This is a genomic window from Paenibacillus sepulcri, from assembly GCF_042647105.1.
GTDB lineage: Bacteria > Bacillota > Bacilli > Paenibacillales > Paenibacillaceae > Paenibacillus_Z > Paenibacillus_Z sepulcri.
In genome coordinates, this window is the sequence record NZ_JBHRUP010000001.1 from 5,129,243 (window position 1) to 5,154,400 (window position 25,158).

At 46.8% G+C, this 25,158-nt stretch carries 17 protein-coding genes, 1 tRNA gene and 1 pseudogene; 17 read left to right on the forward strand and 2 right to left on the reverse strand.

Annotation, left to right across the window (positions count from 1 at the left end; all coding sequences use genetic code 11):
- Positions 1–14: 14 nt before the first annotated feature.
- The 10 genes and pseudogenes from ACFOLF_RS22660 to ACFOLF_RS22705 all read left to right on the forward strand — a co-directional run bounded on the left by ACFOLF_RS22660 (position 15) and on the right by ACFOLF_RS22705 (position 13,625).
- Positions 15–85, forward strand: a tRNA-Asp gene (locus ACFOLF_RS22660).
- A 280-nt stretch (positions 86–365) separates the two neighbouring features.
- Positions 366–2,303: an AAA family ATPase gene (locus ACFOLF_RS22665; protein ID WP_210038682.1), complete on the forward strand. Its 1,938-nt coding sequence runs from the start codon at positions 366–368 to the stop codon at positions 2,301–2,303.
- 648 nt (positions 2,304–2,951) lie between these two features.
- Complete coding sequence (locus ACFOLF_RS22670) at positions 2,952–3,656, forward strand: ABC transporter ATP-binding protein (protein ID WP_210038683.1); 705 nt, start codon at positions 2,952–2,954, stop codon at positions 3,654–3,656.
- A 2-nt stretch (positions 3,657–3,658) separates the two neighbouring features.
- Positions 3,659–5,964, forward strand: a pseudogene (locus ACFOLF_RS22675) (ABC transporter permease).
- Positions 5,965–5,995: 31 nt separating this feature from the next.
- Positions 5,996–6,142 carry an IS3 family transposase gene (locus tag ACFOLF_RS22680; protein ID WP_210038684.1) on the forward strand — a complete coding sequence of 49 codons (147 nt, stop codon included), beginning with the start codon at positions 5,996–5,998 and terminating at the stop codon, positions 6,140–6,142.
- Between the two features lie 272 nt (positions 6,143–6,414).
- Positions 6,415–10,539, forward strand: coding sequence for a discoidin domain-containing protein (locus ACFOLF_RS22685; RefSeq protein ID WP_210038685.1), 4,125 nt, complete (start codon positions 6,415–6,417; stop codon positions 10,537–10,539).
- Between the two features lie 369 nt (positions 10,540–10,908).
- Positions 10,909–11,562, forward strand: a complete 654-nt coding sequence (locus ACFOLF_RS22690; protein WP_210038686.1) for a TetR/AcrR family transcriptional regulator — start codon at positions 10,909–10,911, stop codon at positions 11,560–11,562.
- Between the two features lie 27 nt (positions 11,563–11,589).
- A complete protein-coding gene (locus ACFOLF_RS22695; protein ID WP_210038687.1) occupies positions 11,590–11,958 on the forward strand; it encodes a DUF4180 domain-containing protein in 369 nt (122 codons plus the stop codon).
- A 59-nt stretch (positions 11,959–12,017) separates the two neighbouring features.
- Positions 12,018–12,674 (forward strand): formylglycine-generating enzyme family protein, encoded by a 657-nt coding sequence (locus ACFOLF_RS22700; RefSeq protein WP_210038928.1) that lies wholly within the window; start codon positions 12,018–12,020, stop codon positions 12,672–12,674.
- Between the two features lie 291 nt (positions 12,675–12,965).
- Entirely contained in the window at positions 12,966–13,625 is a 660-nt protein-coding gene (locus ACFOLF_RS22705) for an SDR family NAD(P)-dependent oxidoreductase (RefSeq protein WP_379113498.1), read from the forward strand.
- Between the two features lie 144 nt (positions 13,626–13,769).
- Here the strand turns inward: ACFOLF_RS22705 and ACFOLF_RS22710 are convergent, their stop codons facing one another.
- Positions 13,770–14,381: a TetR/AcrR family transcriptional regulator gene (locus ACFOLF_RS22710; protein WP_210038688.1), complete on the reverse strand. Its 612-nt coding sequence runs from the start codon at positions 14,379–14,381 to the stop codon at positions 13,770–13,772.
- A gap of 166 nt (positions 14,382–14,547) precedes the next feature.
- Between ACFOLF_RS22710 and ACFOLF_RS22715 the strand changes: the two genes are divergently transcribed.
- From ACFOLF_RS22715 to ACFOLF_RS22725, 3 genes are all read left to right on the forward strand, one after another.
- A complete protein-coding gene (locus ACFOLF_RS22715) occupies positions 14,548–15,453 on the forward strand; it encodes an NADPH-dependent F420 reductase (protein WP_379113500.1) in 906 nt (301 codons plus the stop codon).
- Between the two features lie 125 nt (positions 15,454–15,578).
- A complete protein-coding gene (locus tag ACFOLF_RS22720; RefSeq protein WP_210038690.1) occupies positions 15,579–16,070 on the forward strand; it encodes a DinB family protein in 492 nt (163 codons plus the stop codon).
- A 318-nt stretch (positions 16,071–16,388) separates the two neighbouring features.
- Positions 16,389–17,276: a fructose bisphosphate aldolase gene (locus ACFOLF_RS22725; RefSeq protein WP_210038691.1), complete on the forward strand. Its 888-nt coding sequence runs from the start codon at positions 16,389–16,391 to the stop codon at positions 17,274–17,276.
- Between the two features lie 106 nt (positions 17,277–17,382).
- On the opposite strand, the gene ACFOLF_RS22730 is transcribed toward ACFOLF_RS22725, so the two are convergent.
- On the reverse strand, positions 17,383–21,066 hold the full coding sequence (locus tag ACFOLF_RS22730) for a glucuronyl esterase domain-containing protein (protein WP_210038692.1): 3,684 nt from the start codon (positions 21,064–21,066) through the stop codon (positions 17,383–17,385).
- 474 nt (positions 21,067–21,540) lie between these two features.
- On the opposite strand from ACFOLF_RS22730, the gene ACFOLF_RS22735 reads away from it, so the two are divergent.
- The 4 genes from ACFOLF_RS22735 to ACFOLF_RS22750 all read left to right on the forward strand — a co-directional run bounded on the left by ACFOLF_RS22735 (position 21,541) and on the right by ACFOLF_RS22750 (position 25,156).
- On the forward strand, positions 21,541–22,098 hold the full coding sequence (locus ACFOLF_RS22735) for a GNAT family N-acetyltransferase (RefSeq protein WP_210038693.1): 558 nt from the start codon (positions 21,541–21,543) through the stop codon (positions 22,096–22,098).
- A gap of 261 nt (positions 22,099–22,359) precedes the next feature.
- Complete coding sequence (locus ACFOLF_RS22740; RefSeq protein ID WP_379113502.1) at positions 22,360–23,595, forward strand: phytoene desaturase family protein; 1,236 nt, start codon at positions 22,360–22,362, stop codon at positions 23,593–23,595.
- A gap of 3 nt (positions 23,596–23,598) precedes the next feature.
- Positions 23,599–24,462, forward strand: a complete 864-nt coding sequence (sigJ, locus tag ACFOLF_RS22745; RefSeq protein ID WP_210038695.1) for an RNA polymerase sigma factor SigJ — start codon at positions 23,599–23,601, stop codon at positions 24,460–24,462.
- A 172-nt stretch (positions 24,463–24,634) separates the two neighbouring features.
- Positions 24,635–25,156 (forward strand): TetR/AcrR family transcriptional regulator, encoded by a 522-nt coding sequence (locus ACFOLF_RS22750; protein ID WP_210038696.1) that lies wholly within the window; start codon positions 24,635–24,637, stop codon positions 25,154–25,156.
- The last annotated feature ends 2 nt before the right edge of the window (positions 25,157–25,158 follow it).

Consider the following 25,158-nt stretch of genomic DNA (forward strand, 5'->3'; position numbering starts at 1 on the left):
AAGAAGAATCGAACTGGGCCATAGCTCAGCTGGGAGAGCGCATCGCTGTCAGCGATCAGGGGTTCGATCCCCCTAGGCTTAGCCAATACTTTAAACTTAAACGGCAGAGATGCCGTTTTTTTGTATTGATTTGATTTTGTTGCAGCACACCAAACATGTGGAGTGCTTATTATTGATGGTGCGAAATGATTAATTGAGATGTGACAGTATTGCTCAAATGTTCAACTATAGTGAGTACCATATAAGTTAAAGGAATATCTATTTGAAATTGTAAAAATATGTAGAAGAAGAGGTATTCCAGTATTTCCCTTGAATATATAAATAGGTCTATCAGCCTATTTGAACTATTCGAGGGGGATATAAGTATGAAACTACATTCATTCAAGATTGAAGGCTTTAGAAGACACTTAAACACTGAAATATTATTTTCTGACGCTACGTTTCTAATTGGGGAGAACAATATAGGAAAAAGTTCTGCATTAAAAGCATTAGAATGCTTTTTAACTGGAACAAAAAGGATTCCTTTAGATGATTTTACAAGGACAGTTAATAAAGAGAATAATACAGAAGAAACAATTGTCAATAATATTGTTCTAACCGCAGAGTTTAGAGATGTCCCTTTAGAAGCAAATGAATGGCAGGGATTTAAAGGACGTCTTATACCATATAGTACTGAACATGAAACGAGTGAAACGGGATTAAGTTGTATTTACAGAAAAACGTATTATCATGATAAAGATTTTGAAGGCGAAATGAAGGAGTATAAGAGAGAACTAAAACCAGAATATAGTTCATGTAAAACGGTTTCTGATTTTATTAATGCTGGATTGGATCAATCAATCGTAGAAGAATTGTTCCCTGATGAGAAGCCCTCCAAAAAGATTGGTGCGAAAGAGATCAGTATCTTCAAAGACAACAACATCATTACTCTTTTCGATGTTAATGAGTCGGAAGAAGATTGGTTTGTAAATCCAGGAGGGTTAGCAAATAACATATTGATTCATTTACCGAAATTTTTATTGATTCCTGCACAGGATAAAATAGACGAGCTCTCTGGAAAGAGTGGTGCTCTGCTAGAGACTCTGAATAGTTTATTTAGTGATGTTAGAGATTCATCAGAAAACTTCAAAGAAGCTCAAAGACATTTGAATCTACTAGCAACTGAATTAGATCCAAATGACGAGAAGAGTGAGTTTGCAGCAATGCTTAAAGGTCTGAATAAAGTAGTTGGCGAAGTATTTCCAAACACTTTGTTTGATGCAAAAGCAAATTTATCAGATGCAAAAGATATTCTTAATCCAAAATTTGATATTAAGTTGGGAAGTAATATATCGACTAAAGTTGAACAACAAGGAACAGGGGTTGTTCGTTCTGCTGTTTTTGCTATGTTGAGGTATCGAAGTATGCGTGAGAATGAAAAGAGTAGGAGAGAGAATTCTACTGTTCGCCCATTATTCGTCGCTTTTGAAGAACCAGAAATTTATTTACATCCAAAAGCGGCATTTCAAATGAGAGAAACAATATATGAGCTGGCATGTGAGTCTTCAAACCAAATCGTTTGTACTACCCATTCACCTTACATGATTGATTTATCAAAAAAATCATCACAAATATTGAATTGCTTACAATTTGTTTTGGAAAAAGTTAAAAAGAATGAAAAAACTTTGGAATTTGAGTCTATTAAAGTAAATCCTTTTAACATAAGTAAGGCATTTAAATCATTGCATGAAGACGATCAAACCTACGTTAAAATGCTACTTAAAATAGATGATTCAATTGCAAAGGTCTTTTTCGCTAGGAAAATACTAATAATTGAGGGTGACACAGAAGATATTGTGTTTAGAGAGACAATCAACAGAATGAGCGAGGATAAAAGGAAAGATGTGACATATAATTGGGAAATAGTTAAAGCAAGAGGTAAAGCGACTATTATTTCTCTTGTAAAGTATTTGAAGGCAATGGGCTTTCAACCGTATGTAGTTCATGACTTAGATATTGGAACGGAACATGCTGTGAAGTTTAATGAACCAATCCAAGTTGCTGTTGGAAGTGTCATTCACGTGTTTCCACTAGCAAACTGCATTGAAGATGTGCTAGGATATCCTGCTCCTACAAGTAATAAACCAGTCAAAGCGTATAAACATATTTTAAATACTTGGAATCAAGATTGGGAAAGTGTTACTGAAGATTGGAGAAAAATTGTAGAATGTATATTTTTCAGCTCGAATGAAGGACAAGAAGCCGTGGATGTCGTTTTGCAAGAGTTAGCAAGTATTCAGGAAGCTGCATCAGCAAGCGAGTAGTCTGGAAGGTCGTCAACAATCGAACCATTGCGGTAGAAGTGGGTTGAACTAGAGGAACAGTTAAAGCAGGATTTACTTTTGAGGAGGCTAGTATGTCAAAACAGAGTATTGGAGTCAGTAAACGGGAAAGATCATCTTAATGATATGTTTAGGATATAGTTTAGGGGTAATACCCCCATCTGCTAGAGCGCTCCACTGGCAGCAACGAGGTCAGAGGTTCGCCCGCGCGGAGGGAACGGATGATTAAGCTTCGAAGAAGTTACATCAAGAGTGCAGGAGCACGGCGTCTGAATCTGCCGCTAAAAATCCCCATAGACTAAGCTTCGTCAGCCATTAAATCAAGAATCGATACGCCCAGGCCCCACTAAATAAACAATTTCAACCACGTCCAAATTCGGACGTGGTTTTCTGTTTATTGCTGGATTGCCCAGGGGGATGAGAACCCCAAGGAGTGTCTCGTGCACAGGGAGTGCTGTTGTGTTTGGACCCGACTTTGGTCTAGTTGAAGTGGAGACTGTAGATGGATGTTTCTCTTCACTTGCCTTCGTAAAATCAACTCGAATAATGTTCTAATTTCATTCAAATCTGGAGTAATAAGGATGCGCGTCAAACCAAGCTTCAAAAAATGCAATAAGAGGAGATGTGAAAATGAAAACGTTAATCGAATTCAAAAAAGTAACGAAGGAATACAAAATAGGAGAAGTGCCAATCAAAGCTCTTGCTGGTGTTGATTTCTCCATATCAGAGGGAGAGTTCGTCGTTGTTTTGGGTGCTAGTGGTGCCGGCAAAAGTACAATTTTGAATATCCTTGGCGGTATGGATACGGCTACTGCAGGCCATGTGTTTGTTGGTGATCAAGAAATCACAAGGTTCAATGAAAAAAAATTAACCGAATATCGCGGTGAGAAAGTTGGCTTTGTATTTCAATTCTATAACTTGATTCCCAATTTAAACGCTCTGGAAAACGTTGAATTTGCCACTGAAGTATGTAAAAACCATCTGGATGCTAAAGATATTCTACATAAGGTTGGATTACAGGATCGTATCAAAAACTTCCCTTCCCAGCTCTCTGGAGGAGAACAACAAAGAGTGGCCATAGCTAGAGCTGTTGCCAAAAATCCTTTGCTTCTACTTTGTGATGAACCAACCGGAGCTTTGGATTATGTGACAGGGAAGTCCGTCTTAAAGCTTCTTCAAGATCTGAACAAGGAGACGAGGAAATGCGTTGTCCTGGTCACGCATAACTCCGCGATTGCTCCTATGGCGGATAAAATTATCAAGGTGAAGAGCGGAATGATCGAAAGTGTTGCGGTGAATCACGACAAACAGAATGTCGAAGGGATCGAGTGGTAATGATGAAGTTATTTTTAAAATTGTTAAGGGATATCAAACAATCGGTCGGGCAATTTATCGCCTTTGTGCTGGTTATCGCAGTAGGCGCTTTTTTCTATACGGGGCTGGTCACGTTAAGCGATAATCTTGGCGCTTATACAAAGGTTTACTTTAAAGAGCATAATTTAAGCGACTTGAATGTCTATTACAGCCAAATTTCCAAGCAGGACGTGGCCGGGTTAAGCCAAATTCAAGGTATAAGCAAAATCGAAGGGCGGTTCACCCTGGATGCGACGCAGGCTTTTGAAGATACGAAATCTTCCTTAAAGATACATTCGATCCCTGCAAATAATGTAATCAATACACCTGCGCTGATTGAGGGCAGGATTCCGTCACAAAAGGATGAAATCCTGCTGGATTCCCATTATGCGAAGGAGCATCAATACCAGGTCGGTGATCAAATTCAGACAAGTGTGAATGAGAAAAATGTGACGTTCACCATAAGCGGCTTGGGTGAGAATGTGGAATATGCCAAAAAAAACGAGATCCAGGACCATAAAACCTTCGGTGTAGCTTATATGACTGAAGCGGCCATACCTCAAATCGCAGGCGGCCTTTACTATAATGAAATCTTGATTGATGCCGGGGAAGGTTACGATATTGACCAATTAGGCCAAACCATTGAAGCACAATCTGAAAACTCTCCTATGTAAACCAAATCAATAAAGAGCGGACGTTCAGTTATTCTCAACTACAACAAACAATTCATAATAATAAATTGATGAGCAGGGTTATCCCGTTGGTTCTCTTTATGATCGAAGCGATTATTCTCTTCCTTACCATGTCGCGGATCATTGATTCTCAAAGAAATCAAGTAGGCATCATGAAGGCGTTAGGTGTAAAAAACAGAAACATCATGCTTCATTACATGGGTTACCCAGTGCTGGTAGGGATCATAGGCTCCATTCTAGGTTCTGTCCTTGCCGCTAGCGTATTTATTCCATTAGTGAGGGCGTCGAATGCCAAAGCCTACTCGCTGCCTGATATCATCTTCTCCTTATCCTTAACTTCTGTGATCCCACCTATCCTTTTCTCCAGTGCGCTTGGAATCCTGTCCTGTTACTTGAGTGGCAGAGCCATCCTGCAGGAACGTGCAGCCCAGGCGATGCGTCCCAAACCGCCTAAGAAGATGAAGAAGCTGTTAATCGAAAGAATTCCGGGCATCTGGAGCCATATTTCCTACAGCTACAAGCTCATTTTGAGAAATATATTTTTAAATAAACCAAAAGCGTTAGCGAGCTCGGTTGGTGTTGTAGTGAGTACGGTATTATTGATTACCGCTTTTGGTACTCAAACAGCATTGCTTAGAGTGGCTAACCAAGTTGAAGAAGTTTATTCCTATGATTTGAGAGTGGATTATAAGACGGGAACCTCTATGAATACGTTAAACCTGCCCTCCGGCATAACGAATAGTTATTTTTTATCCACCTTTCCTGTTGCATTCATGAAAGATGATAAACAAGAAAATACAAATTTAGTCATTTCTGAAAAAGATAACAAGATCATTCATTTTTTTGACGAAAATGACAAAAAGATTTCTTTAGAAAATAGCGGTGTACTGGTACCCAAATCTTACGCCGACAAATATCACATAGTAGAAGGGGATATCATCAACATCCAGTTCGCATAGCCCGAGTTTAAAAATAAGATTGTAGAGTTGAAGGTTTTGCGCATATCTACACAGTATTCGAATCCGTCGTTTTATTGCACGCCAGCGTATCTGGAGAGCTTTGGCATCAAGTACAATCCAACCTCGCTTTTAGTGGAGACCAGCAGCGCTACAGAGCTTACAAGTGTTCGTAATTTCTTCGATACAATCGCAGACAAGAATGATTTGAAGGAATCGGCTCAATATATACTGAAGCAAAATAGTTTTATCTTTATCATGTTTATCATTTGTGCGGTCGTGCTTTCCTTTGGCGCTATCTATACGATATCTTCCATAAACATTTATGAAAGAATTCGAGAGCTTGCAACACTTAAGGTATTAGGCTATCAGAAAAACAAAATAAATAGACTTATATTCTTGGAAAACATCATTCTAACCACATTTGCAGTAATTGCAGGATTACCGATAAGCGGCTATATGTATGGAATGGTGGTAAAGGCACTGTCGAGTTCCCATCAGCAAATCCCGGATAAATTAAGTATTTCTATATTGCTTGTGTCGATTATGCTTGCATACTTGCTTACCATCCTCTCTAACTTATTGCTTCGAAGAAAAGTAACCAAAATCAATATGATTGAATCACTAAAAAGAATAGAATGAAAGCAAAAAAACAAATTATATTTATGAGAAAGTGGAGCGTATCTTTGGCTATCGTCAATTGACGCTGCATACGCGCAGCCAAACGGGAAAAACGATTAACCATAAGCGCGTATACCGTCTGATGAGGGTACAGGGAATCCAATCCGTTATATCCTGGAAGCAGCCCTTTGCTTCATAGCGATCGAGGCTACAGGCGAAGCAGTAGTATTGGCTAAGAAACAGGCAACCCATTACGGCGGGATGCCTGTTTTTCTTATTTCGCCTCCATTCGAAATCCAACTTCTCCTTTAGCATAAATCTAATGAAAGCAGCAGGAATCGCTAAAAAAACAGCAGGAATCGCTATAAAAACCCTCATACCATTTGGCCGGAGGATCATCTACAATTTAAAGCAGGAAGGACGATTCTTCCTAAAATGTTAAGTGAATCTATTTTGATTAGGAGGTAACTGATGAAACGTATTACAGCAATTCATTTCAGAGGTTTATGGAAGCGCCTGTCCGCTGTAATTGTAACCGTGAGTATGGTTGCGATGTTTGCGCCGGTCGTTGCGGTTTCGGCTGCAGAATCGGGGACAGAGGAAGGGGCCGGAACCGGTTATATCGTTGAAATTAATGAAACTGTTACCAACGGTTTTACCCATCCAGGCGTTGGGGTAACCAAATCGATACTGGAAAACATGAGAACGCAGGTACTGGAGCAAAAGGAGCCTTGGTATTCCTACTACCAGGCCATGACCGTATCCGCGACCGCCTCGAAGACGGTTACATCCAGCAATCAAAGCGCCGTGGATCCGACTAAACCGGACATCACTGCTTTTGACAGCCAAGGCTTTAATTCGAGATTTATTGCAGATGGTTTGAAAGCGTATACACAATCGCTGATGTATTATATTACCGGCGAAGAGGTTTATCGGGCGAATGCCATGGGCATTATCCGTATCTGGTCCCAGATGGACCCCGCGAAATACAAGTATTTTACTGATTCGCATATTCATACGGGCATTCCTCTCAACCGGATGGTCACGGCGGCGGAAATTTTAAGATATTCCAGCTCCCAATCGGATGAACTGAAGTGGACCGAGAAGGATACGGCCGACTTTACGAATAATCTGATTAATCCGGTCATCGAAACCTTTCAGCACGATAATAATCAATTTATGAACCAGCATAACTATCCGCTGCTCGGAGCAATGGCGGGTTACATCTTTACCGATAACAGAGCAAGATACAATGAAGCGGTCGAATGGGCGACCGTGAATAAGACGGCTAGCAATCAGGGCTTCAACGGATCGATTAAGCAATTGTTCCGATTAGTCGACACGAATGCGGAGACAGGCGAGAAATTGGACGAGCCGGTCGTTCAACAGGTGGAGATGGGCCGGGATCAGGCACATGGGGCCGGCGACTTGACGAATGCGGCCATTCTCTCACGTATGTTTTTGGCGCAGGGGACCAAAGTCGACCCGGTGGAAGGCACTGTATCCGCACAGGACAATGCCGTCGGGTACTATGAGTTTCTGGATGACCGGGTTTTAGCGGCTGCCGACTTCTTCTGGAAGTACATGCTCGGTTATGACACGCATTGGGTTCCGGTACCATTCTCCATCTTTCCGGACGGAACGGTGAAAGGCATCTACTCGAAGTTCTCGGATTCGTACAGAGGAAGAATGAATACGGCTTTATTTTGGGATATGTATTACTACTACACCTATGTGAAAGGGGTCAATGTCGCGGAGAAAGCCCCTTACTTCTATGAAGCATTTACCAAGCGAATTCCATCCAATTATTATTATCAAGGATCGTTCAGGCAAGCATGGGAAAGTCCGGACGGAGGCGGAGACTTCTGGATCTATATGCCGAAGGAGGCGGAGTCCGAGGGAGCGAAGTATCTTCCCAAAGAACAGACAAGCGATGCGCTGGTAGAAGCAGAAGACCGGTATACGGCGTTTGACGACAATACGGTTACCATCCAAGAGGGAGATGCCGCTTATGTGCGGACAAAGGCAACGGAAGAGGGAAGCAAATACGCCCTGCAGAATATTTCGTATGCCAATCGCGCAAATTCCCGGCTTATCGGAATAAAGTTTCGAACGGACGGAACGGCTGTATTAGAGTTAAGTAAAGAAAGCGATTCGGCGCCATATCATACGCTAACGCTGCCGGATACAAAGGGCCAATGGAAATACATGACCTATGACATGGGGATCAGCCATGTTTCCTATGGTCAGCTTGACGGCGATTACAGCCTCCTGTATATGAACGTGAGAGGAGCAGGCACAACGGTAGACATTGACCACCTAAACGTCAGGGCAGGCGAGCAACTGACGCCTCCGGCTTTTAAAGCCGGAAATTCGGATATGACTTTATTTGCTTTTGTCGGCGCGCCTGTGAACCTGGATTTTTCCGCCGATGATGCTGGTCAAGATGGGGTCATCTCTTATGGGTTGTCGAATAAGCCGCAGGATGCTTCGTTTCATACGGGTACCGGCATATTGTCCTGGCAGCCGGCGCAGGCCGGGACGTATTCCTTCATTGCCGAAGCTTCCGACGGCACGACGCTTGCAGCCAAGAATGTCACCATCATTGTTTCCGACGACCGTGCTTCTGCCATTGAAGCGGCAACGGCGATTTATGATCCGGATGCAAGCTACGTAACCGCGTCGCTGAATCATTACCAAGCCGTGTATGACGCGACGATGAGCCAGCTTGCGAACGCGACCGATGAGGCTTTCTATCAACAATTGTTAAGCCTGAGGAACGCGGCCGAAAGCCTTCAACTGTTGACGCCTGTATTACCGGATGACGGAAGTATAGATTATAGCAAAATCGTTACGTCCACATTTGGCGATGCAATCTCTCTCCTCGTGGATGGCAACGACAACACTTTCCCGGTCTACTCGCTGGCACCGTATCCGAATCTGTATCACATCTTGGATTTCGGACTCGATTATAAAGTTTCGGCCGATTCGTTTGCTTTTGAAGGCAGAATGAATTTCGTAGACCGGATGGCGGGTTCGACGGTATTCGGGTCCAACGACGGAGAGAATTGGACACGGATCACGCCGGGACAAACGGCGTTTACCGACGGACTTGCAACGCTTGACGTGGCCGATACCTATAAAGATGCCAGGTTCCGGTATCTTAAAATTCATTTGGTCGATCCGCAGCCCGATGTGCTTCGCGGCAGCATTCAGAATTTGTTAGAGCTCGCCGAGTTTAGAATCTATGGCAAGCGGTACGAGACGAATAACAAGCTGGCGTCGGTTTCGATTAGCTCGGACCAGAGCGTGAACGGCAGAATCGTGTTAGGCGATACGGCCAAACTATCGATCAAATTCAAAGAAGCGATTCGTAACGTAAAAGTCAGCATTCAAGGTCAGGAGGCGACGGTCAGCACGCAGGACAACGTCAATTGGACGGCCGAGGCAGTCCTGAACGATAAGGACCAAACCGGCATGGTGAAATTCGTCATCGACTACGAGGAGAATGATGGAACGAGGGGAGAACAGGCGTATTCCACGACCGACAATTCCAAGCTGTATTTGACCGACGAGTCGGCTTTGATTCGCAACGTGACCGGCATCGCCGATCTTCTTGATTCGACTTCGGGAAGGACCGCTGCTGAAACATTAAAACAGACCAATTATCTATTCGATAACAATCCTACAACGAATTCCGATTTCCGCTTAAATGGCGGCGGGGCTGGGGGCTACATTACGTTCGACTTCAAGGAAGGCCATGCAGCCGCATTATCGAGCGTAGAACTGCTTGCAAGACAAGACAATAATTACGCCAGAATTAAAGGCGCCGTTGTTCAAGGCTCCAATAATCTTGTGGCGTGGAAGACAATTTCCCAGGAAGCGGTAGCTTCGGCGGATTGGCAAAGCATCACCACGAGCAGCCAGGTACCGTACCGTTATATCCGGATTTTCAATTCGAATTCGTGGTTCGGCAACATGGCGGAGTTAAGATTGCACGGGGAAGTGAAAGCGGCAGACTTGACGCCGCCGGTGACAACGGATAATGCGCCGCAAAGCTGGATTAATGAGGATGTGAAAGTAACCTTCCATGCCGACGATGCCGATTCCGGCGTAGAGGCTACCTATTATTCCGTAAACGGAGACGAGCGTCAAACCGGGAACGAGGTGACGTTGACCGCCGATGGAACGCATACATTAGTGTATTGGAGCGTGGACTTTGCAGGCAATGCGGAAGAGCCGCATACGGTTACGGTGAACGTCGACAAGACGGCGCCGGCGTTATCCGTCCTGCCGGATAAGACATCGATTTGGCCGCCGAATCATAAAATGGTGAAGGTCCATGCTGAGCTGAGTTCCGATGATGCCGGATCGGGCGTTGAGTCTGTGGCGTTAACGTCAGTCTCCTGTGATCAACCCGATAGCTGTCAAAGCGACATAGAGGCCGAATTCGGCACGGCCGCCGTTTCCTTCTATTTGCGCGCTGAAAAATCGCGCAACTATTCGATCACGTATACGGCAACCGATAAAGCAGGTAACAAAACGGTTGTAACTGTAACCGTCGCAGTACCTCATGATCAGGCTGATAACCAATAAGAAAATCCTGTTTCAGTAGGAAGGCTTAGCGACATTCTCCCAAGATGAGAGGTGTCAGATACACCAGAAGTGAATGAGAGGCTGCTCCGAGAGGGAGTGGCCTCTTGATTATGCAAATGACTTGAACGGCTATGCATAAATGGTTTATGGGCCGAAAGAGGAGGCAACCCAGGCTGAAACTGTGGTTACTATTCTTGCTGTGCTTCACCTGAAGGTGAACCTTCGTATGTCCACGCGTATATCTGCATCAGTTGTTACTTGCCCCCAAACTTCAACACACCCGACTCCTCATTGACAACAGGGTCAATCAATATGTACAATTTATTTATTCTGACCATTCAGTATAAATAAATTGGATAAGGTGAAATCATGCCCAAACTAGGAATGGAACCAAAGCGCCGAGCAGATGTCATAAACGCTACGTTAACCTGCATTAGCATTTACGGAATCGATGGCATGACTCTGGATAAGGTTGCCGAGTATGCGGATTGCTCGAAGGGTGTTGTCACTTATTATTTTAAGAATAAGGATAATCTGACGATCGAAGCCTTCCAATCGTTCTTGGCCTATTATGGGCTGAAGATAGAATCAGAAATTGAAAACACCATGACAGCCGGGGAAATGATTGACGTTACGCTGAAACATATACTGCCGCCATACCGTGATGACAAGGAGAAGAAGATTAATGTTTCGCGGCTTGATGGAATTGACAAGATGTTTATCCCGTATGAAGATCAAGGAAGGCTCTTTCTGCAATTTTTCTCAAAAGCCGTGTTGGATCGCAATTTGCAGGAAGTCGCATCCAAGAGCTATCGGGCTGATTTCGATGGCATAGCAAAGATTTTTGATTACGGCAACAGGACGGGACACATGTCTGTGGAAAATTCCCAAAACGCTGCATATGGGCTGCTGGCGATGGCAGTAGGTCTAAGCTTCTTTCGAGTAGCGGACATTCCGCCCGTCAATGGCGAAGATAATCGAGCCATCGGCGACGATTATGTGAGAAGGCTCACCAATGTTTGAGTATATTTCTTTATCAGGAGGATGTTTATGAATATAACGAGGGTAGAAACAGATGCGGGAACGATTGCCGTCGTGAGCAGCAGCGAGATCGTAATAGAGGATGTACAGTCAGCATTGGATTTAATGGCAACCGTACAATATGAAGCAGGCACTGATCGTATCGTTATAAACAAATCCCTGCTAAACGAAAGCTTTTTCGATTTGAAAACACGCCTTGCAGGTGAAATACTTCAGAAGTTCATCAATTATCGGGTGAAGTTTGCCATTATTGGAGATTTTTCCGTGTATTCAAGTCAAAGCCTTAAGGATTTCATCTATGAATGCAACAACGGCAACGATTTCTTTTTCCTGCCGACCGAGCAGCAAGCGATTGAAAAGTTAAGCAAGTTGAGGTAGCAGATGGGACAGGAGGAAGACAGGTGTCAAACGCGCGGCGTCGTGATACTGAGTATCCAATGGTGCTAATTCCTGCAGGTGAAATTGAATTAAGGGACGATCGAATAAAGGCGGTATGGACGGCCCAGGTGAATTCTTTTTGGCTTGCACCGGTTCCTGTTACGAAAGCGTTATATGAGTCGATCGTGCAAAAGTCAGTTGGACGTAATGACGATTCTCTAGTTCCGGTTGTGGATGTTTCTTGGAACGATGCCATTCTCTTTTGTAATTTGCTTTCCCGGCAGTCGGGTCTGAAGGAATGTTACTCGATAAGTGATGATGGTGAGAGTGTCGTCTGCAGCTGGGAGGCGGATGGTTACCGTCTTCCTACGGAAGCGGAATGGCAGTATGCGTGTAAAGCGGGAACAACCGGTTACCGGTACGGCGAGCTTGACGAGATAGCCTGGTATCGTGAAAACTCCACGGGCATGGCGCATGAGACAGGTAAAAAGCTGCCGAATGCGTGGGGCCTCCATGATATGTTGGGAAATGTTTGGGAGTGGTGCTGGGATCTATACGATGTGAAAGTATACGGTTCGTACAGAGTGTTCCGCGGCGGCAGCTGGGCGGAAGAGGCCAGGGGCTGTGGAGCGACGTGCCGCCGCCGCAGTCACCCCACATTTCGCATTGATGATCTCGGCTTCCGCCTTGCCGGGTCCCTCCCCCAGGCTCTATAAAAAAATGTCCTCGGAACCAATAAGGTTTCGGGGACATTTTTTGAAATATAGGAAAGTATATCATTTCGCCATACTTTCTCTATATTTCTCCGGAATGAAACGCGCCCCGCCATAAGGACGGAGACAGCCGTTTCACCTTGCATCAGATGAACTTGCTGAATGAAGCAATAAGAGGCGAAGCTGTCGTTTTCTACAGTAAATGTTGACTATTCCCGTGTGATTTAATATACTTTCAAATAATTATATACTATATATTTTATGTTTCATCACTAATCGTAAGAAGGAGATGGGATGATGAACAGCAAACCATTGCTTGTGATAGTTGGTGCGGGCCCTGGAGTAAGCCTCGGTATAGGGAAAAAATTTGGCGGCAATGGATTTCGGGTGGTTCTTGTCTCAAGAACTCAACAATCGCTGGAACCCAATCTACAGGAACTTCATGAACAAAATATTGAGTCTTATGGCATCTCCGCGGATGCTTCCGATCCGGATTCCTTGAAACAGGCATTTGAACAAATCAAGTCCGAATATGGAGCGACTGACGTCCTTGTCTATAATGCAGCCAATATTGTGCCGGGGGACCCTCTTTCGTTAACCGAACAGCAGCTGATCAATGACTTTAAAGTGAACACGGTAGGTGCATTAACGAGCGCTCAACAGGTGATTCCGGAAATGATCGAGCGTAAGCAAGGGACTCTCTTTTTCACGGGAGGCGCAATAGCGCTTGATCCGAATCCGGATTACGCTTCTTTATCCTTAGGCAAAGCTGCGACTCGTTCGCTCGCGCTGTCGCTGGCTGATACGCTGTCGCCGCACGGAATTTATGTAGGGCAGGTTTTGATAGCCGATCATGTTAAAAGAGGAACCTTTTACGATCCGGATCGCATTGCGGATGTTTTTTGGAATTTATATAACGCCAGGGACCAAAAGGAAATTATATTTAAGGAATAACAATCTTCGCCGTGAGAATGAAAGGACAGTTCCTCGTTCTTTATTTTATAAAAACAAAAAGAAACCGTTCTTTCGTCAAATGGAGGCACCACCCAACCATCTGCGAAAGAACGGTTTCTTTTTGCCATACGTAAAGCGCGTTCGTCATTGAAGTCCTTTTATGAAGACCCCCACTGATTTCTCCCCCGTCGTGGCAATATCATATGCGAAGTTTGATAAGCACCAGGTGATCAAGGCTCCCGTTAAATAAGAGTATACATAATTCACGATCTCTTCTGTGGATAAATCGTTCCTGAACACCGAGCCGGATACGCCTTCATCAATAATTCCCATAAGCAGCTCCGGCTCTAAACAATCCGCAAAAAATGAGGATTGCTCCGGTGATTTTGGCGACAGATTGACAATAAAAGAAAGCTTGGTAAGCTCTTCCCCTACGACTGACGGAAAGCGCAAGGTACACATCATAAACGTTTTTAGCTTGTCTATTGGACTGGCATCCTTATGTTCAAGCGTAAACTTCCTGAAATTCTCGTTCATATATTCCGTAATATCGTCACGGTACAATTTTCTGACGATGTCCTCTTTTGACTTGTAATGAATATAAAACGCGCCTTTTGAAAGGCTGCATTTCTCGCATATTTCGTCAACCGTAACATTATTATACCCTTTAGTTATGATAAGCTCCTTAGCCACAGCAAAAATCCTTTTCTGTGTTTCTTTCCCCTTAAGCTGTCGACTCGTCTCTGTTGCCTTCATTCAATCCCTCCTTAGAAGCGTTGAGGTCATAAAGCCAGTTTGTCTATTTTCCAACTACAACTATAATGCATGTGTTTCAACCAAGTCAAAGAATCGGAGGGAGAAGCGTTTGACAAAACAAAAGTGACCGGAGTATACTGACTGCAGTCACATTTTACGAATAACTGTGACAGATACACCAAATCATACGGAAAGAAGGATGTGCAAAATGAAGATTGCCATTATCGGAGCAGGATATATTGGAAGCAGCCTCGCCAGAGTTTTTACCAGGCTGGGACATGAGGTCTCAATCACTAACGCCAGTAACGCTCAAGTCCTTCAGGAAATAGCCAAGGAGACAGGGGCAAAGCCGGCTGCGATTATGGAGGTTGCACAAGGCGCTGAAGCTGTTATTATATCAATTCCGCCGAAAAGCATTCCCAGTCTGCCAGCAGGATTTCTCGATGAGGCCGCTTCAGGCGCTGTCGTGATCGATACCGGCAATTATTATCCCTTATTGCGCGATGGCTTGATTGAGCCAATTGAAAGGGGCCTAACTGAAAGCCGCTGGGTGGAACAGCAAATCAAACACCCGGTCATTAAAGCATTCAATGCGACTCCGTGGTACAATCTGGCTAAAGGGCTGCCGGCGGGTACCCCGGGACGTCTGGCAATGCCCGTAGCCGGCGATGATCATGCTGCTAAGGCAGTCGTATTCAAACTGGTGGAAGAGGCAGGGTTTGATGCGGTCGATGCTGGCGGGTTGGACGAGTCATGGCGCCAACAACCCGGAACGCCTGCCTATTGCGTCGATCTTGATGTGCCGGGCCTGCGTCAAGCGCTATCCGAAGCGACCACCGAACGCGGTTATGACTTCAAAGCCATCCATCTAAGTGAGGAAGAGCTCACAGCCGCGTATGAGATGCAGAATTCTTTTCACAAAAGAATAGGCGAGGCCGTTCTTACTCTGATGGAATCGAACAATTGGACGGAAGCGGAAGCGACCAAGGCTCTGTACATTCAATTTGCGGCTGGCAGCAAACCGGCAAATGAAATTCTGGATTTCGTTTTTGAATATAAACGGCTGGAATAAGTGAATCCTATGTAGAAATGGATACTCCGGTCATTGGATGGCTGCGATATTAGCAATCAAGAAGAAATGTGTTGTTTTGTTTCATGGTACTGTATGTGTAGCAAGCATACAGAGGAGGAGTTCTAATGAAACAAAACGATGGATTGATTGCTGAGTTGAAGCAGGAGGCCGAATCAACCAGGAGATTGCTGGAACGTGTGCCGTCAGACAAGCTTTCCTGGAAGCCTCATGAAAGGTCGATGTCATTGGGTCAGTTGGCTTTGCATATCGCGGGCTTGCCCGGAGGCGTGGCCGAATTTTTGAATGAACAGGTACGCGAAGTTCCGACATTTGCATCATTTCCTGAGGCAGCATCGCTGAACGAGATCCTCTCGGTATTTGATGAATATGTGATAATCGCTGAAAACAAGCTTCTCACATGGGGAGAAGCAGGACTTATGGAGACATGGAAGCTCACCCGTGAAGGCAACCCGGTCCTGGAGATGCCCCGAGTCGAAATGGCGCGTACATTAATGTTCAATCATTGGTACCACCATAGGGGACAACTAACGGTTTATCTCCGGATGCTTGAGGTCCCGCTCCCTGCCATTTACGGTCCCAGCGCAGACGAGAATTAACAGATCTCCGGTCAAGCAATAAAGATTGATCTTATGCAATTATTTAACAGGGGCCGCTACTCGGGTCCCAAGGTTCCGCGACATAACAATTCAACCGCGTCCATCGGACGCGGTTTTTGGTTTAAATATAAGAACGTATAAAATACCTCCGGCACAGATTGTCACATTTAACCGGCATGCGGAATTTATCAAGATTTTGTAGCTTTGTCTGTTTTGCCGTGCTTAGGCTTCGCAATTATTGTACAATATAAAGAACTTCAACTGCTTTATGCATCAAGCACGTTTGTATGAATCCATGAATTGGAGGGAGCGACAACAATGAATCTGGAACAATTGAATCGTATTTCCACTGGAAAAGGATTTATCGCTGCACTGGACCAAAGCGGCGGGAGCACCCCGAAGGCACTGCTGCAGTATGGCATCAAGGAAGACAGCTATTCCGGCGAAGAAGCCATGTATGCCGTGGTCCACGAGATGAGAACGCGGATCATTAAGAGTCCGGCATTTGATTCGGAACGCATTTTGGGTGCGATTCTGTTTGAAAACACGATGGACCGTGAGATTGACGGCCAATTTACCGCGGATTATCTGTGGCAGAAGAAAGGCATCGTCCCTTTTCTGAAGGTCGACAAAGGGCTGGCCGAACCTGCAAACGGCGTGCAGCTCATGAAGCCGATACCGGATTTGAACAATCTCCTGAAGCGTGCGAACGATAAGCATATTTTCGGGACCAAAATGCGCTCGGTCATTAAGGAAGCCAGTCCGGAAGGCATCAGACAGGTTGTGGAGCAGCAGTTCGAGATCGGCAAACAAATTTTGGCGATGGGGCTGGTGCCCATTATCGAACCTGAGGTCGATATTCACAGTGCGGACAAGCAGAAATCGGAGCAAATCCTGAAAGACGAGATCCTCAAGCAATTGTCGGCTCTCGATAAGGACGTAAAAGTGATGCTGAAGCTCTCCATACCGACGGAGGATAACTTCTACAGCGATCTGATCGAACATCCCCAGGTTGCAAGGGTTGTAGCTTTGTCGGGCGGATACGATCAAGTTGAGGCCAATGAGAAATTGACGCATAATCACGGCCTGATCGCCAGCTTCTCGCGTGCCTTGTCGGAGGGGCTGACAGCCCAGCAAACGGACGAAGAATTCAACGCGTTGCTGTCCCAATCGATCGCGTCCATTTATAAAGCATCCATCACCTGAAAATATTCAAAACCAGATTCTAATCCAACACAAAAACACGCCGATCAAGGCGTGTTTTTGTGTTGGAGCGGATTGCGGCAGCTCATCGGCATGGTGAAATTTCGTTTTATTTTTTCAGGAACTTGTAGAACAGCTCCGCCATGCCGCTGCGGCTGAGGAGCGCTCTCGGCGTGATTTGGTTCTCATGCAGCGCGGCGCCGGCTCCTGCAAAAACTTTGGTCGCGTCCATCGCCCAGGCAGGGATGTCGGCGTAATCCGAATAGCTCGTCAGAGCCGGTGCCTTCGGATCCTTGGCGGGCAGATCATTTTGCAGCGCATTGTACAGGAATTGATAGAATTCCGATACATTCACGTTCAAATTGCCCCCGAAGGTGGTACCTGCAGCATTATTGCCCTTGGAAATGCCAAGACGCTTGGCTGCTGCGAGGTATCCGGCAGCATAGTCTTTACCCGCGTCCTTGAAATTATCCGTCCATGTCTTGTCTGGCGCTATGTCCATGATACGCATCAGGGATACCAGCATTTCCTTGCGGGTCAGCGTCGAGTCAAGATCAAACCTGCTGCCGCCCACTCCCTGCGTGATGCCGCGTGCGGCAAGGAATACGACGGAATCATACAGCTTGCTTGTTTTCGGAACATCGCTGAATTCGACGAGGTTGTAGGTGACAAGGAAATCGGAGAAGTGCTTTGTCGTAAAGATCATCTTCTTCGTGTCCGGGTCATAGTGACCGCGAAGGACAGCGTTGTCTCCTTTGTTCTTGGCAATTACAGCGTCTGGATGGCGGCCGTCGGCCAGTGTATACGGAACGCTTACCGTGACGGGACTGGCGGCGAACGGGGTAATCTGCTTGCCGTCAGAGTTCTTCAGCGTCAGCGAGACGGTTACATCGCCTTTCTCATCCGGCTTCGTCACAGACATGCTCAGCTTCACGTCTTGGCCTCCGGCCTGCTTGGCTATTTCAGCGACTGCCTCCTCCGGGAAAGTAACGGTACCGGCGGCCATTTCGACGGTGATGGACTTTGGAGCTTCGCTGTCGGCGGCAGCCTCCAGGTTAAGCTTGGGAATCGTAAGCTCCGCGCTATTACCTTTGACCGTGATATTCCCATCGCTCTCGCTGATGGATGGCACTTCTGTAACCGGTGTTGACGGCCAGTAGAACGGCGGCTGTGACTCCGGTGCAGAGATGACGATGCTCAGCGGTTGTGTCGCGCTGCCGCCGGCATTTTGCGCCTTGACGATGAAGCTGAACGTTCCCGCTGCGGTGGGTGTGCCGGAGATACTGCCGGTGGCGGCGTCAAGAGAAAGCCCGTCCGGCAGGGCGCCGCTGACCAGCGACCATGCGATAGGCGTGTCGCCTGCTGCCGCCAGGGTCTGGCTGTATGCCGTGCCTGTCGTTCCACCCGGAAGCCCGCTCGTCGTCACGGACGGCGTGATCGGGAATGCATAATCCTTCCACGGCGCGATCGTTTCATAACCCCCGAAATAACGGTTGTATGCGTTCTCCGCTCTTTTGCCTTCATTATCGAACGGATCGTCGCTCAGGTATTCAGCGGTTTCCGCTGGCATTTCCTTGTCATAGAAATAGTGATTCAGATACTCTGCTGTTCTCTGTCTCTGAGGGGCGTCTTCGGAATGTCCGTCACCGGGAGCGAGCGGCCGGATGTTGAACTTCACCAGATCGTCGGCATCATAGCCCAGCGTGTTATATACGAACTTGGCGGTCTCCAGACCCAACGGATCGCTTTCCGCGCCATCGCCGTAGTCGTTAATCGTGTTATGAAGCACGATGGCTCTCGGCGCCAAAGTGGCTACCAGCTCATGCTGGTCGAAGGGCAGGCGCTCGCCGTAGCCCCAGGCGCCGTCCAGGCGCTCATAGAAGCGGCCAGGCGTAAGGAAGCGGCGGAAAAGCTCGGTGGTACGGCCCGGGTTGTGACGGATGGAATCGCCCATCATCTCGGTGCCGCTTGCTTTGCCCCAGCTGTACTCATGCCCGATGTAGACATAGCGGTAAGGGGACGGGCCTGTTGCGCCGGCTGCGCTTGGAATGCATACGTCAATGCGCTCGTCAAACAGAGCGGAAACAAAGGCATACTTGCCGTTGATGGAATGGCCTGTCACCGCAAGCTTATCCGGAGCAATCAGCGAGCCGACACCCTCGCCGTATGTGCTGCCCGATGCGGACAGAAGCTCCAGGGCGTCAATGGCGCGGGAGGAGCCCCAGGCAGCGCCCATCTCATTGCTGATCTCCTGCGTATCGCCGTCGCGGGTGTACGGGAAGAACGTGCGGAATGTTCCGCTGCGAGGTCCCCAAGGGTTATTGCGGTCATCCGTTGTGACGTTGGCCGGAACGGCCAGAACAGCGAAACCGGCGTCGCCGTACTGGGCGATATACCCGCCGAAGCTCAAGACAACCGGCACCGGACCAACATGGCCGGAGGCTTGCTTTGCTTCCTCCGTGGGAGGATACAGCGTAAAGGTCATCGGTGCCGTAATCGTTCCATACGTGATGGAAACGGTAATGCCAAGCCCCGCGGGACGGCCCTGTCCGGCCGGTACCGCCGCAACATTGGTAATCGACATCTTATCCGGCGGAGCGGGCATATAACCGTACTCGTAGAACTGGGCCATGTCCAGGATCTCCTCGCGGCGGCCGCCATCGCCGAACCAGTCGCCGGTACTTGTGACCTTGTGTCCGTCAAAGAAGGTCCAAGGGTCGGGCAGCGTGAATTGGGCAGGCAGATCCATCGGATCCGGATATTTCTTGTCGGCCCAACGCAGCGCGGCTATAGCGTTCTGCAGCCGCTTGGCCACGGAATTGACCATCGATTGATTGCTGGAACCGACAATTCCTTTTGCAGCCGCCAGCGCCGCATACAATTCATTTTCCGTCTCGGGGGTCCATACGCCCTTGACCAGCGAATTGGATTCCACCCAACGGATGGTGTCTCTCAGCTGCCAGTCGCTGAATTTGAAGGGCGCCGTGCCGTTCCAGCCGGCAAGCGTAACGGTTCCCCAGTCAACCGAATGGTCCTGGCTCAGTGCCGCATAAGCATTGTTGTTATGGCTCCAGAATACGTAGCCGGCACGGCTTACGCCTTCGGCGGGCGAATCGCTTATCGCGACTTCAACACCGAATGAAGTTCCATTCTGAAGCGCCGCTCCTTCAATCTGCAGCGCCAGCTCGACAATGTAGCCGTCAGCCGTTTCGGAAGCGGCATAGCTCTTAATCCGATTCGAATACTCGCGGTTCTGCGGATACGCGTGGACAGAGGAGTGATTGTTGACGCCCGCGTTGAGCTGGTAGGTCAGATTGCCGTTGGAGCTGATGGTGAATAAACCATCGTCATCCTGGAATTTATCAACCTTGTCATTCCAGAAGTCCAGGCCGAACACTACGCTGTCGCGAAGCGCAGGGTTGTTGGCGTTGTTTTGCTGCAGTCCCGTATCCGTTGAAGCGCTGCGCGACTTCGTTGCGTCGTGCACCTCGACTAGCAGGTACAGCACCGGCCCGTCCCAAACGGAGCGAAGCTCGCCGTATGTAGCGGTGACCACGTCGGCGCTTGCCGCCGCGTTCTTCCCGTGCCCGATCCGTGACGGTTCAGCCGTGTTGTACGCTTGATCCCGTACGCCATCCACGGTTACATTCTGGGCGGTAAACTGGGCGTTCAACTGCTCCGATGGCATCGGACCGGCCGGATCCGGCGCGAAGTTTGATGCCGCAGCGACCGTTCCTATCGACCCGAAGAGCATCAAAAGGGCGACAAGAAACGAGATTATTCGTTTATCCATAGTTCATTCTCCTTGTTTGCCAAGAGAAGCTCCTGATTCAGAGGTTCCTCTTATGATTTTTGGTACCATGAGAACCGAAGATATTGTCTTCATCAGCTATACGGCCAGGCTATTAAGCGAGAAAGCGCTTGCAAAATACTCTTTCCCCCAGATGCTCATGTCTGCCACGGGTATCAATTCGAAATCCCGGCTTGATAAATAGTGGAGCAGGTTCGTTTGTATTTGCCTTTTTCCGGGTCACCACCTGACTGGAGTGAGGTTCATTGCATTTCGTAGAACTGATGTCTTGATATCCGCGCTGCTGCTCTCTTGTGAGGTTATATTCATCATAAGCAGGCTGCTGGACGGACAGAATTCTATTTTGTCGGCACTTCGCTATCAAATTTTACAGATAATAAAAGGGACAGGGGGCGCATCCGGCATCTGGTATAATGAAACTAATAGAACATGAGAAGGTCAGATTGGAGAGCTTATATGGAAAATGCAACACTGTTATTAGTTACACATAGCCGGATGGAAAGCGAGCGCATTCTGTTGCGTCCGGTTTCGCTTAAGGATGCTGAAGATATGTTCGAATATACATCCGATGAAGAAACGACACGCTTCATTTATGCGCAGCATCAGGATTTGAACAAAACGAAACAGGTGATAGCGAACTATTTTGTGAAAGAAGCGCTTGGAAAATATGCAATCGTGTTAAAAGATAGCGATAAAATGATCGGAACGATTGAGTTCAGAGTCCATGAAGCCAACCAAAGCGGCGAATTGGGTTTTACGTTAAGCAGGCAACATTGGGGCAAAGGCTATATGACAGAAGCGGGCCAATTAATATTGGCATTAGCCTTCGATGTGCTGGGTCTGGAGCGGGTATTTGCGATGCATGACGTTAATAATCCCGCTTCCGGAAAAGTAATGATCCGTTTAGGGATGACTTATGAGGGGACTCTTCGGAGAAACCATGTGGCGAATGGCGTATTTGCCGACAGCGCTAATTATTCTATTTTGAAAGAAGAGTATGGTGTAAATTCCTGAGACTATATTAACATCAGGGGTTATCCTTTTAACCGGTTGCACCAACGGGTTGAAGAATAACCCTTTTTTATTGAAACTTTGAGCAGGAATCGCCTCACAATGGAATGAAAATACGGAAAGAAAGCATATCCCGGGGCATAAATTTTTTATTATTTCTGTCACACTCCGCCTCCATTGCCCGTCATACAGGTGAAAAAACCGAAAGGGTGATTCACGATGCGACAATACGATGTAGCAGTTGTAGGTGGAGGAGTTGCCGGTTTGACAGCGGCAATCTATGCCGCAAAAGCAGGAAAGAAAACGGCAGTCATCGAAAAACAGAATCGCTTGGGCGGCCGGGCCATTTCCAATAAGAAAAAAGGAGCCTATTTTAATTTAGGTGGTCATGCCTTATATCATGGGGATGCTCTTGCAACGTTCCGTAAATTGGGACTGAGTTTGCAGGGAAATAAGCCTTCGATCGATGGCTACGCGATTTGGAAAGGGAAATTGCTTACTTTACCTATGGGTGTTAAATCCTTGCTCACCACCTCTCTTTTGTCCTGGAAGGGTAAAATGGAGCTTGCCTCCTGGCTCACGAAATTAGGAAAACTGGATGCCCATCGATATGATCAAATCAGCCTCCGTGAATGGATTGAAGGAAATTTACAGGATCCCATGGTACGGAATTTATTCTACGCTCTGACGCGTACGGCAAGTTATGTGGTGGCGCCTGATTTACAAGCCGCAGGTCCAGTCATCAAACAGCTTCAAAATACCCTTCAAGGCGTGCTCTATCTGGATCGGGGCTGGGGCGCAGCGGTTGACGAATTAGAAAAAAAAGCATCGGAGCATGGCGTGCAGCTTTTAACGGGGAACAAGGTCATTTCTATCGGTCATTGCGACGGTGCCGTGCAGCATGTCCATTGTGAAGACGGAACGCCAATTGAGGCGAAAAATATCATCGTCACCACTCCGCCGGCGGTCACTCACCAACTCGTGCCCGATGCTGAAGCAACCGCTCTTCATACTTGGAAAGAACAAGCGATAGAAATCACGGCTGCTTGTCTGGATGTAGCTTTGCGGCGTCTCCCAAAACCGAAACAACAATTTGTTTATGGAATTGATCAAACGGTCTTTCTCTCCAACCAGTCGCGTGCGGCCTATCTAAGCGAAGATGGTGCGCAGGTCATTTCCATGATCAAGTATCAAGGGCAGGAGACCTGTCCGGAAAAAGATCTGCAGGAGCTGGAACAAGCCCTGGAGCTTATTCAGCCGGGCTGGAGGGACGAATTGATTGTCCGACAATATCTCCCGAAGATCACGGTTTGCCATGATTTTATGCATATGAAACGCCAGGAAAACCCCGGCCCCGCCGTCCAGGAAATCAAGGGGTTATATGTGGCAGGAGAATGGGCATCGCATGGTGAATTATTGGTCGATGCCGCGACAGCGAGCGCGAAAAGAGCCGTACAACATATACTCTCCCTTGAGGGCAAGGAGAAAGATGGTTGGTAATATATGAGCACAGAAGCATTGTATAAAGTCTACAAAGCTCCTCTTATTTCTTTGGCTTATCGAATGCTGGGAAGTGTCATGGACGCAGAAGACATTGTGCAGGAAGCCTTTCTAAGCTATGATCAATTGCCCGATTCCAATACTATTCATAATGAAAGAGCGTTCCTGTATAAAATCGTAACGAATCGTTGCCTTGACCTGTTGCGTTCATCGGCCAAAAAACGGGAGATGTACGTTGGGCCGTGGCTCCCGGAGCCTTTGATTGACCAAGGGGTCCCGGAGGCCAACCCCTCCGATGCTTATTTACGACGAGAATCAATATCCACGGCGTACCTGCTGCTCTTGCAGCAGCTCAATGCTGTGGAAAGAGCGGTCTTTCTGCTTCGTGAGATTTTTCACTACCCGTTTGACGAAATTGCTGAAATGGTCGGGAAAAGCAGTGAGAATTGCCGACAAATATTCCATCGCGCCAAAAAAAGTATTCATTTTGATCCTGAACAGAATCTGCCGATCCCGATTGCAGAGAAGAAAGTCAAGGATTTTGTGAATTATCTTTTACAGGGGAATGCGAATAAATTGCTTGAACTGGTAAGTGAAAATGCGGTTTTTTATTCAGACGGTGGCGGCAAAGCAAGAGCGGCGCAAGTTCCTATAGTCGGATTTGATCGAGTCATCAACCTGCATTTCAATCTGCTCAAGATGTACGAAGGCAAATTTACGTACTCATTCCTTAACGTTAATGGATTACCGGGGATTCGAATCCTCTTCGATGGTGATATTCAACATGTGTATTCGTTTGCATTCAATCATAATAAAATCCAATCGATCTATGCTGTAGCAAATCCAGAGAAACTAAGACATTTATAAAGCAGGGCAGCGGGAAAATAATAGTGAAGTTAAATTTAGCTCCTGGCGGAGGGTTGTTAGCCATTTTCAAAATAAGAGTTGCAAACTAAAAAAAGATCGGTTATGATGAGTTCAAGTTAGTAATTGGTCAATCAATAATGTAAATTGCTTTTGGAGAAAGAAGGTCATCATCATGGCGAAAGGATCAGCAGCCTCTGTAAACCGCCGTACAGATATTGTCTCCGCCGCGATTGAGGTCTTTGCTGAAATTGGTTATTACCGCGCAACTACAGCACAGGTCGCAGAGCGCGCTTCGATCTCGCAGCCCTACGTTTATCGTTTCTTTACGAAGGAATCCCTGCTGGTGGAGGCTCTGGAGGTTTCATGGGAACGAATTATTAAAGCATTCCAGATTGTCATTGACAAAGAAACCCCCAAGCAATTGGAAATCGGTCTTACAAGGGCCTATGAGGAGATCATGGAATCCCACCGCAATGAAATTTTGCTTCAGATGCAGGCACAGACGATTCGGGAAACGCCGATTCGGGAGGCAATGAGAACGGGCATGGGCCAGGTGAAAGAGCTCGTGGAGAATGCCTTTATCCAAGCCGGGTTTGAAGATGTGCGGGACCGGACTTCAGATTTTCTCGCAAGAGGCATGCTGTGCAATGTATCGATGGCCATGGATATGCCGAATTTGATGGTAAAGAGATAAGA

Excerpts from the sequence above, each read along its gene's own strand:
- ACFOLF_RS22730 (WP_210038692.1), bottom strand. The coding sequence starts at position 21,066 with ATGGATAAACGAATAATCTCGTTTCTTGTCGCCCTTTTGATGCTCTTC.
- ACFOLF_RS22710 (WP_210038688.1), bottom strand. The coding sequence starts at position 14,381 with ATGAAGGCAACAGAGACGAGTCGACAGCTTAAGGGGAAAGAAACACAG.
- ACFOLF_RS22735 (WP_210038693.1), top strand. The coding sequence starts at position 21,541 with ATGGAAAATGCAACACTGTTATTAGTTACACATAGCCGGATGGAAAGC.
- ACFOLF_RS22685 (WP_210038685.1), top strand. The coding sequence starts at position 6,415 with ATGAAACGTATTACAGCAATTCATTTCAGAGGTTTATGGAAGCGCCTG.
- ACFOLF_RS22700 (WP_210038928.1), top strand. The coding sequence starts at position 12,018 with ATGGTGCTAATTCCTGCAGGTGAAATTGAATTAAGGGACGATCGAATA.
- ACFOLF_RS22695 (WP_210038687.1), top strand. The coding sequence starts at position 11,590 with ATGAATATAACGAGGGTAGAAACAGATGCGGGAACGATTGCCGTCGTG.
- ACFOLF_RS22665 (WP_210038682.1), top strand. The coding sequence starts at position 366 with ATGAAACTACATTCATTCAAGATTGAAGGCTTTAGAAGACACTTAAAC.
- ACFOLF_RS22720 (WP_210038690.1), top strand. The coding sequence starts at position 15,579 with ATGAAACAAAACGATGGATTGATTGCTGAGTTGAAGCAGGAGGCCGAA.
- ACFOLF_RS22750 (WP_210038696.1), top strand. The coding sequence starts at position 24,635 with ATGGCGAAAGGATCAGCAGCCTCTGTAAACCGCCGTACAGATATTGTC.
- ACFOLF_RS22705 (WP_379113498.1), top strand. The coding sequence starts at position 12,966 with ATGATGAACAGCAAACCATTGCTTGTGATAGTTGGTGCGGGCCCTGGA.
- ACFOLF_RS22725 (WP_210038691.1), top strand. The coding sequence starts at position 16,389 with ATGAATCTGGAACAATTGAATCGTATTTCCACTGGAAAAGGATTTATC.
- sigJ (WP_210038695.1), top strand. The coding sequence starts at position 23,599 with ATGAGCACAGAAGCATTGTATAAAGTCTACAAAGCTCCTCTTATTTCT.
- ACFOLF_RS22690 (WP_210038686.1), top strand. The coding sequence starts at position 10,909 with ATGCCCAAACTAGGAATGGAACCAAAGCGCCGAGCAGATGTCATAAAC.
- ACFOLF_RS22670 (WP_210038683.1), top strand. The coding sequence starts at position 2,952 with ATGAAAACGTTAATCGAATTCAAAAAAGTAACGAAGGAATACAAAATA.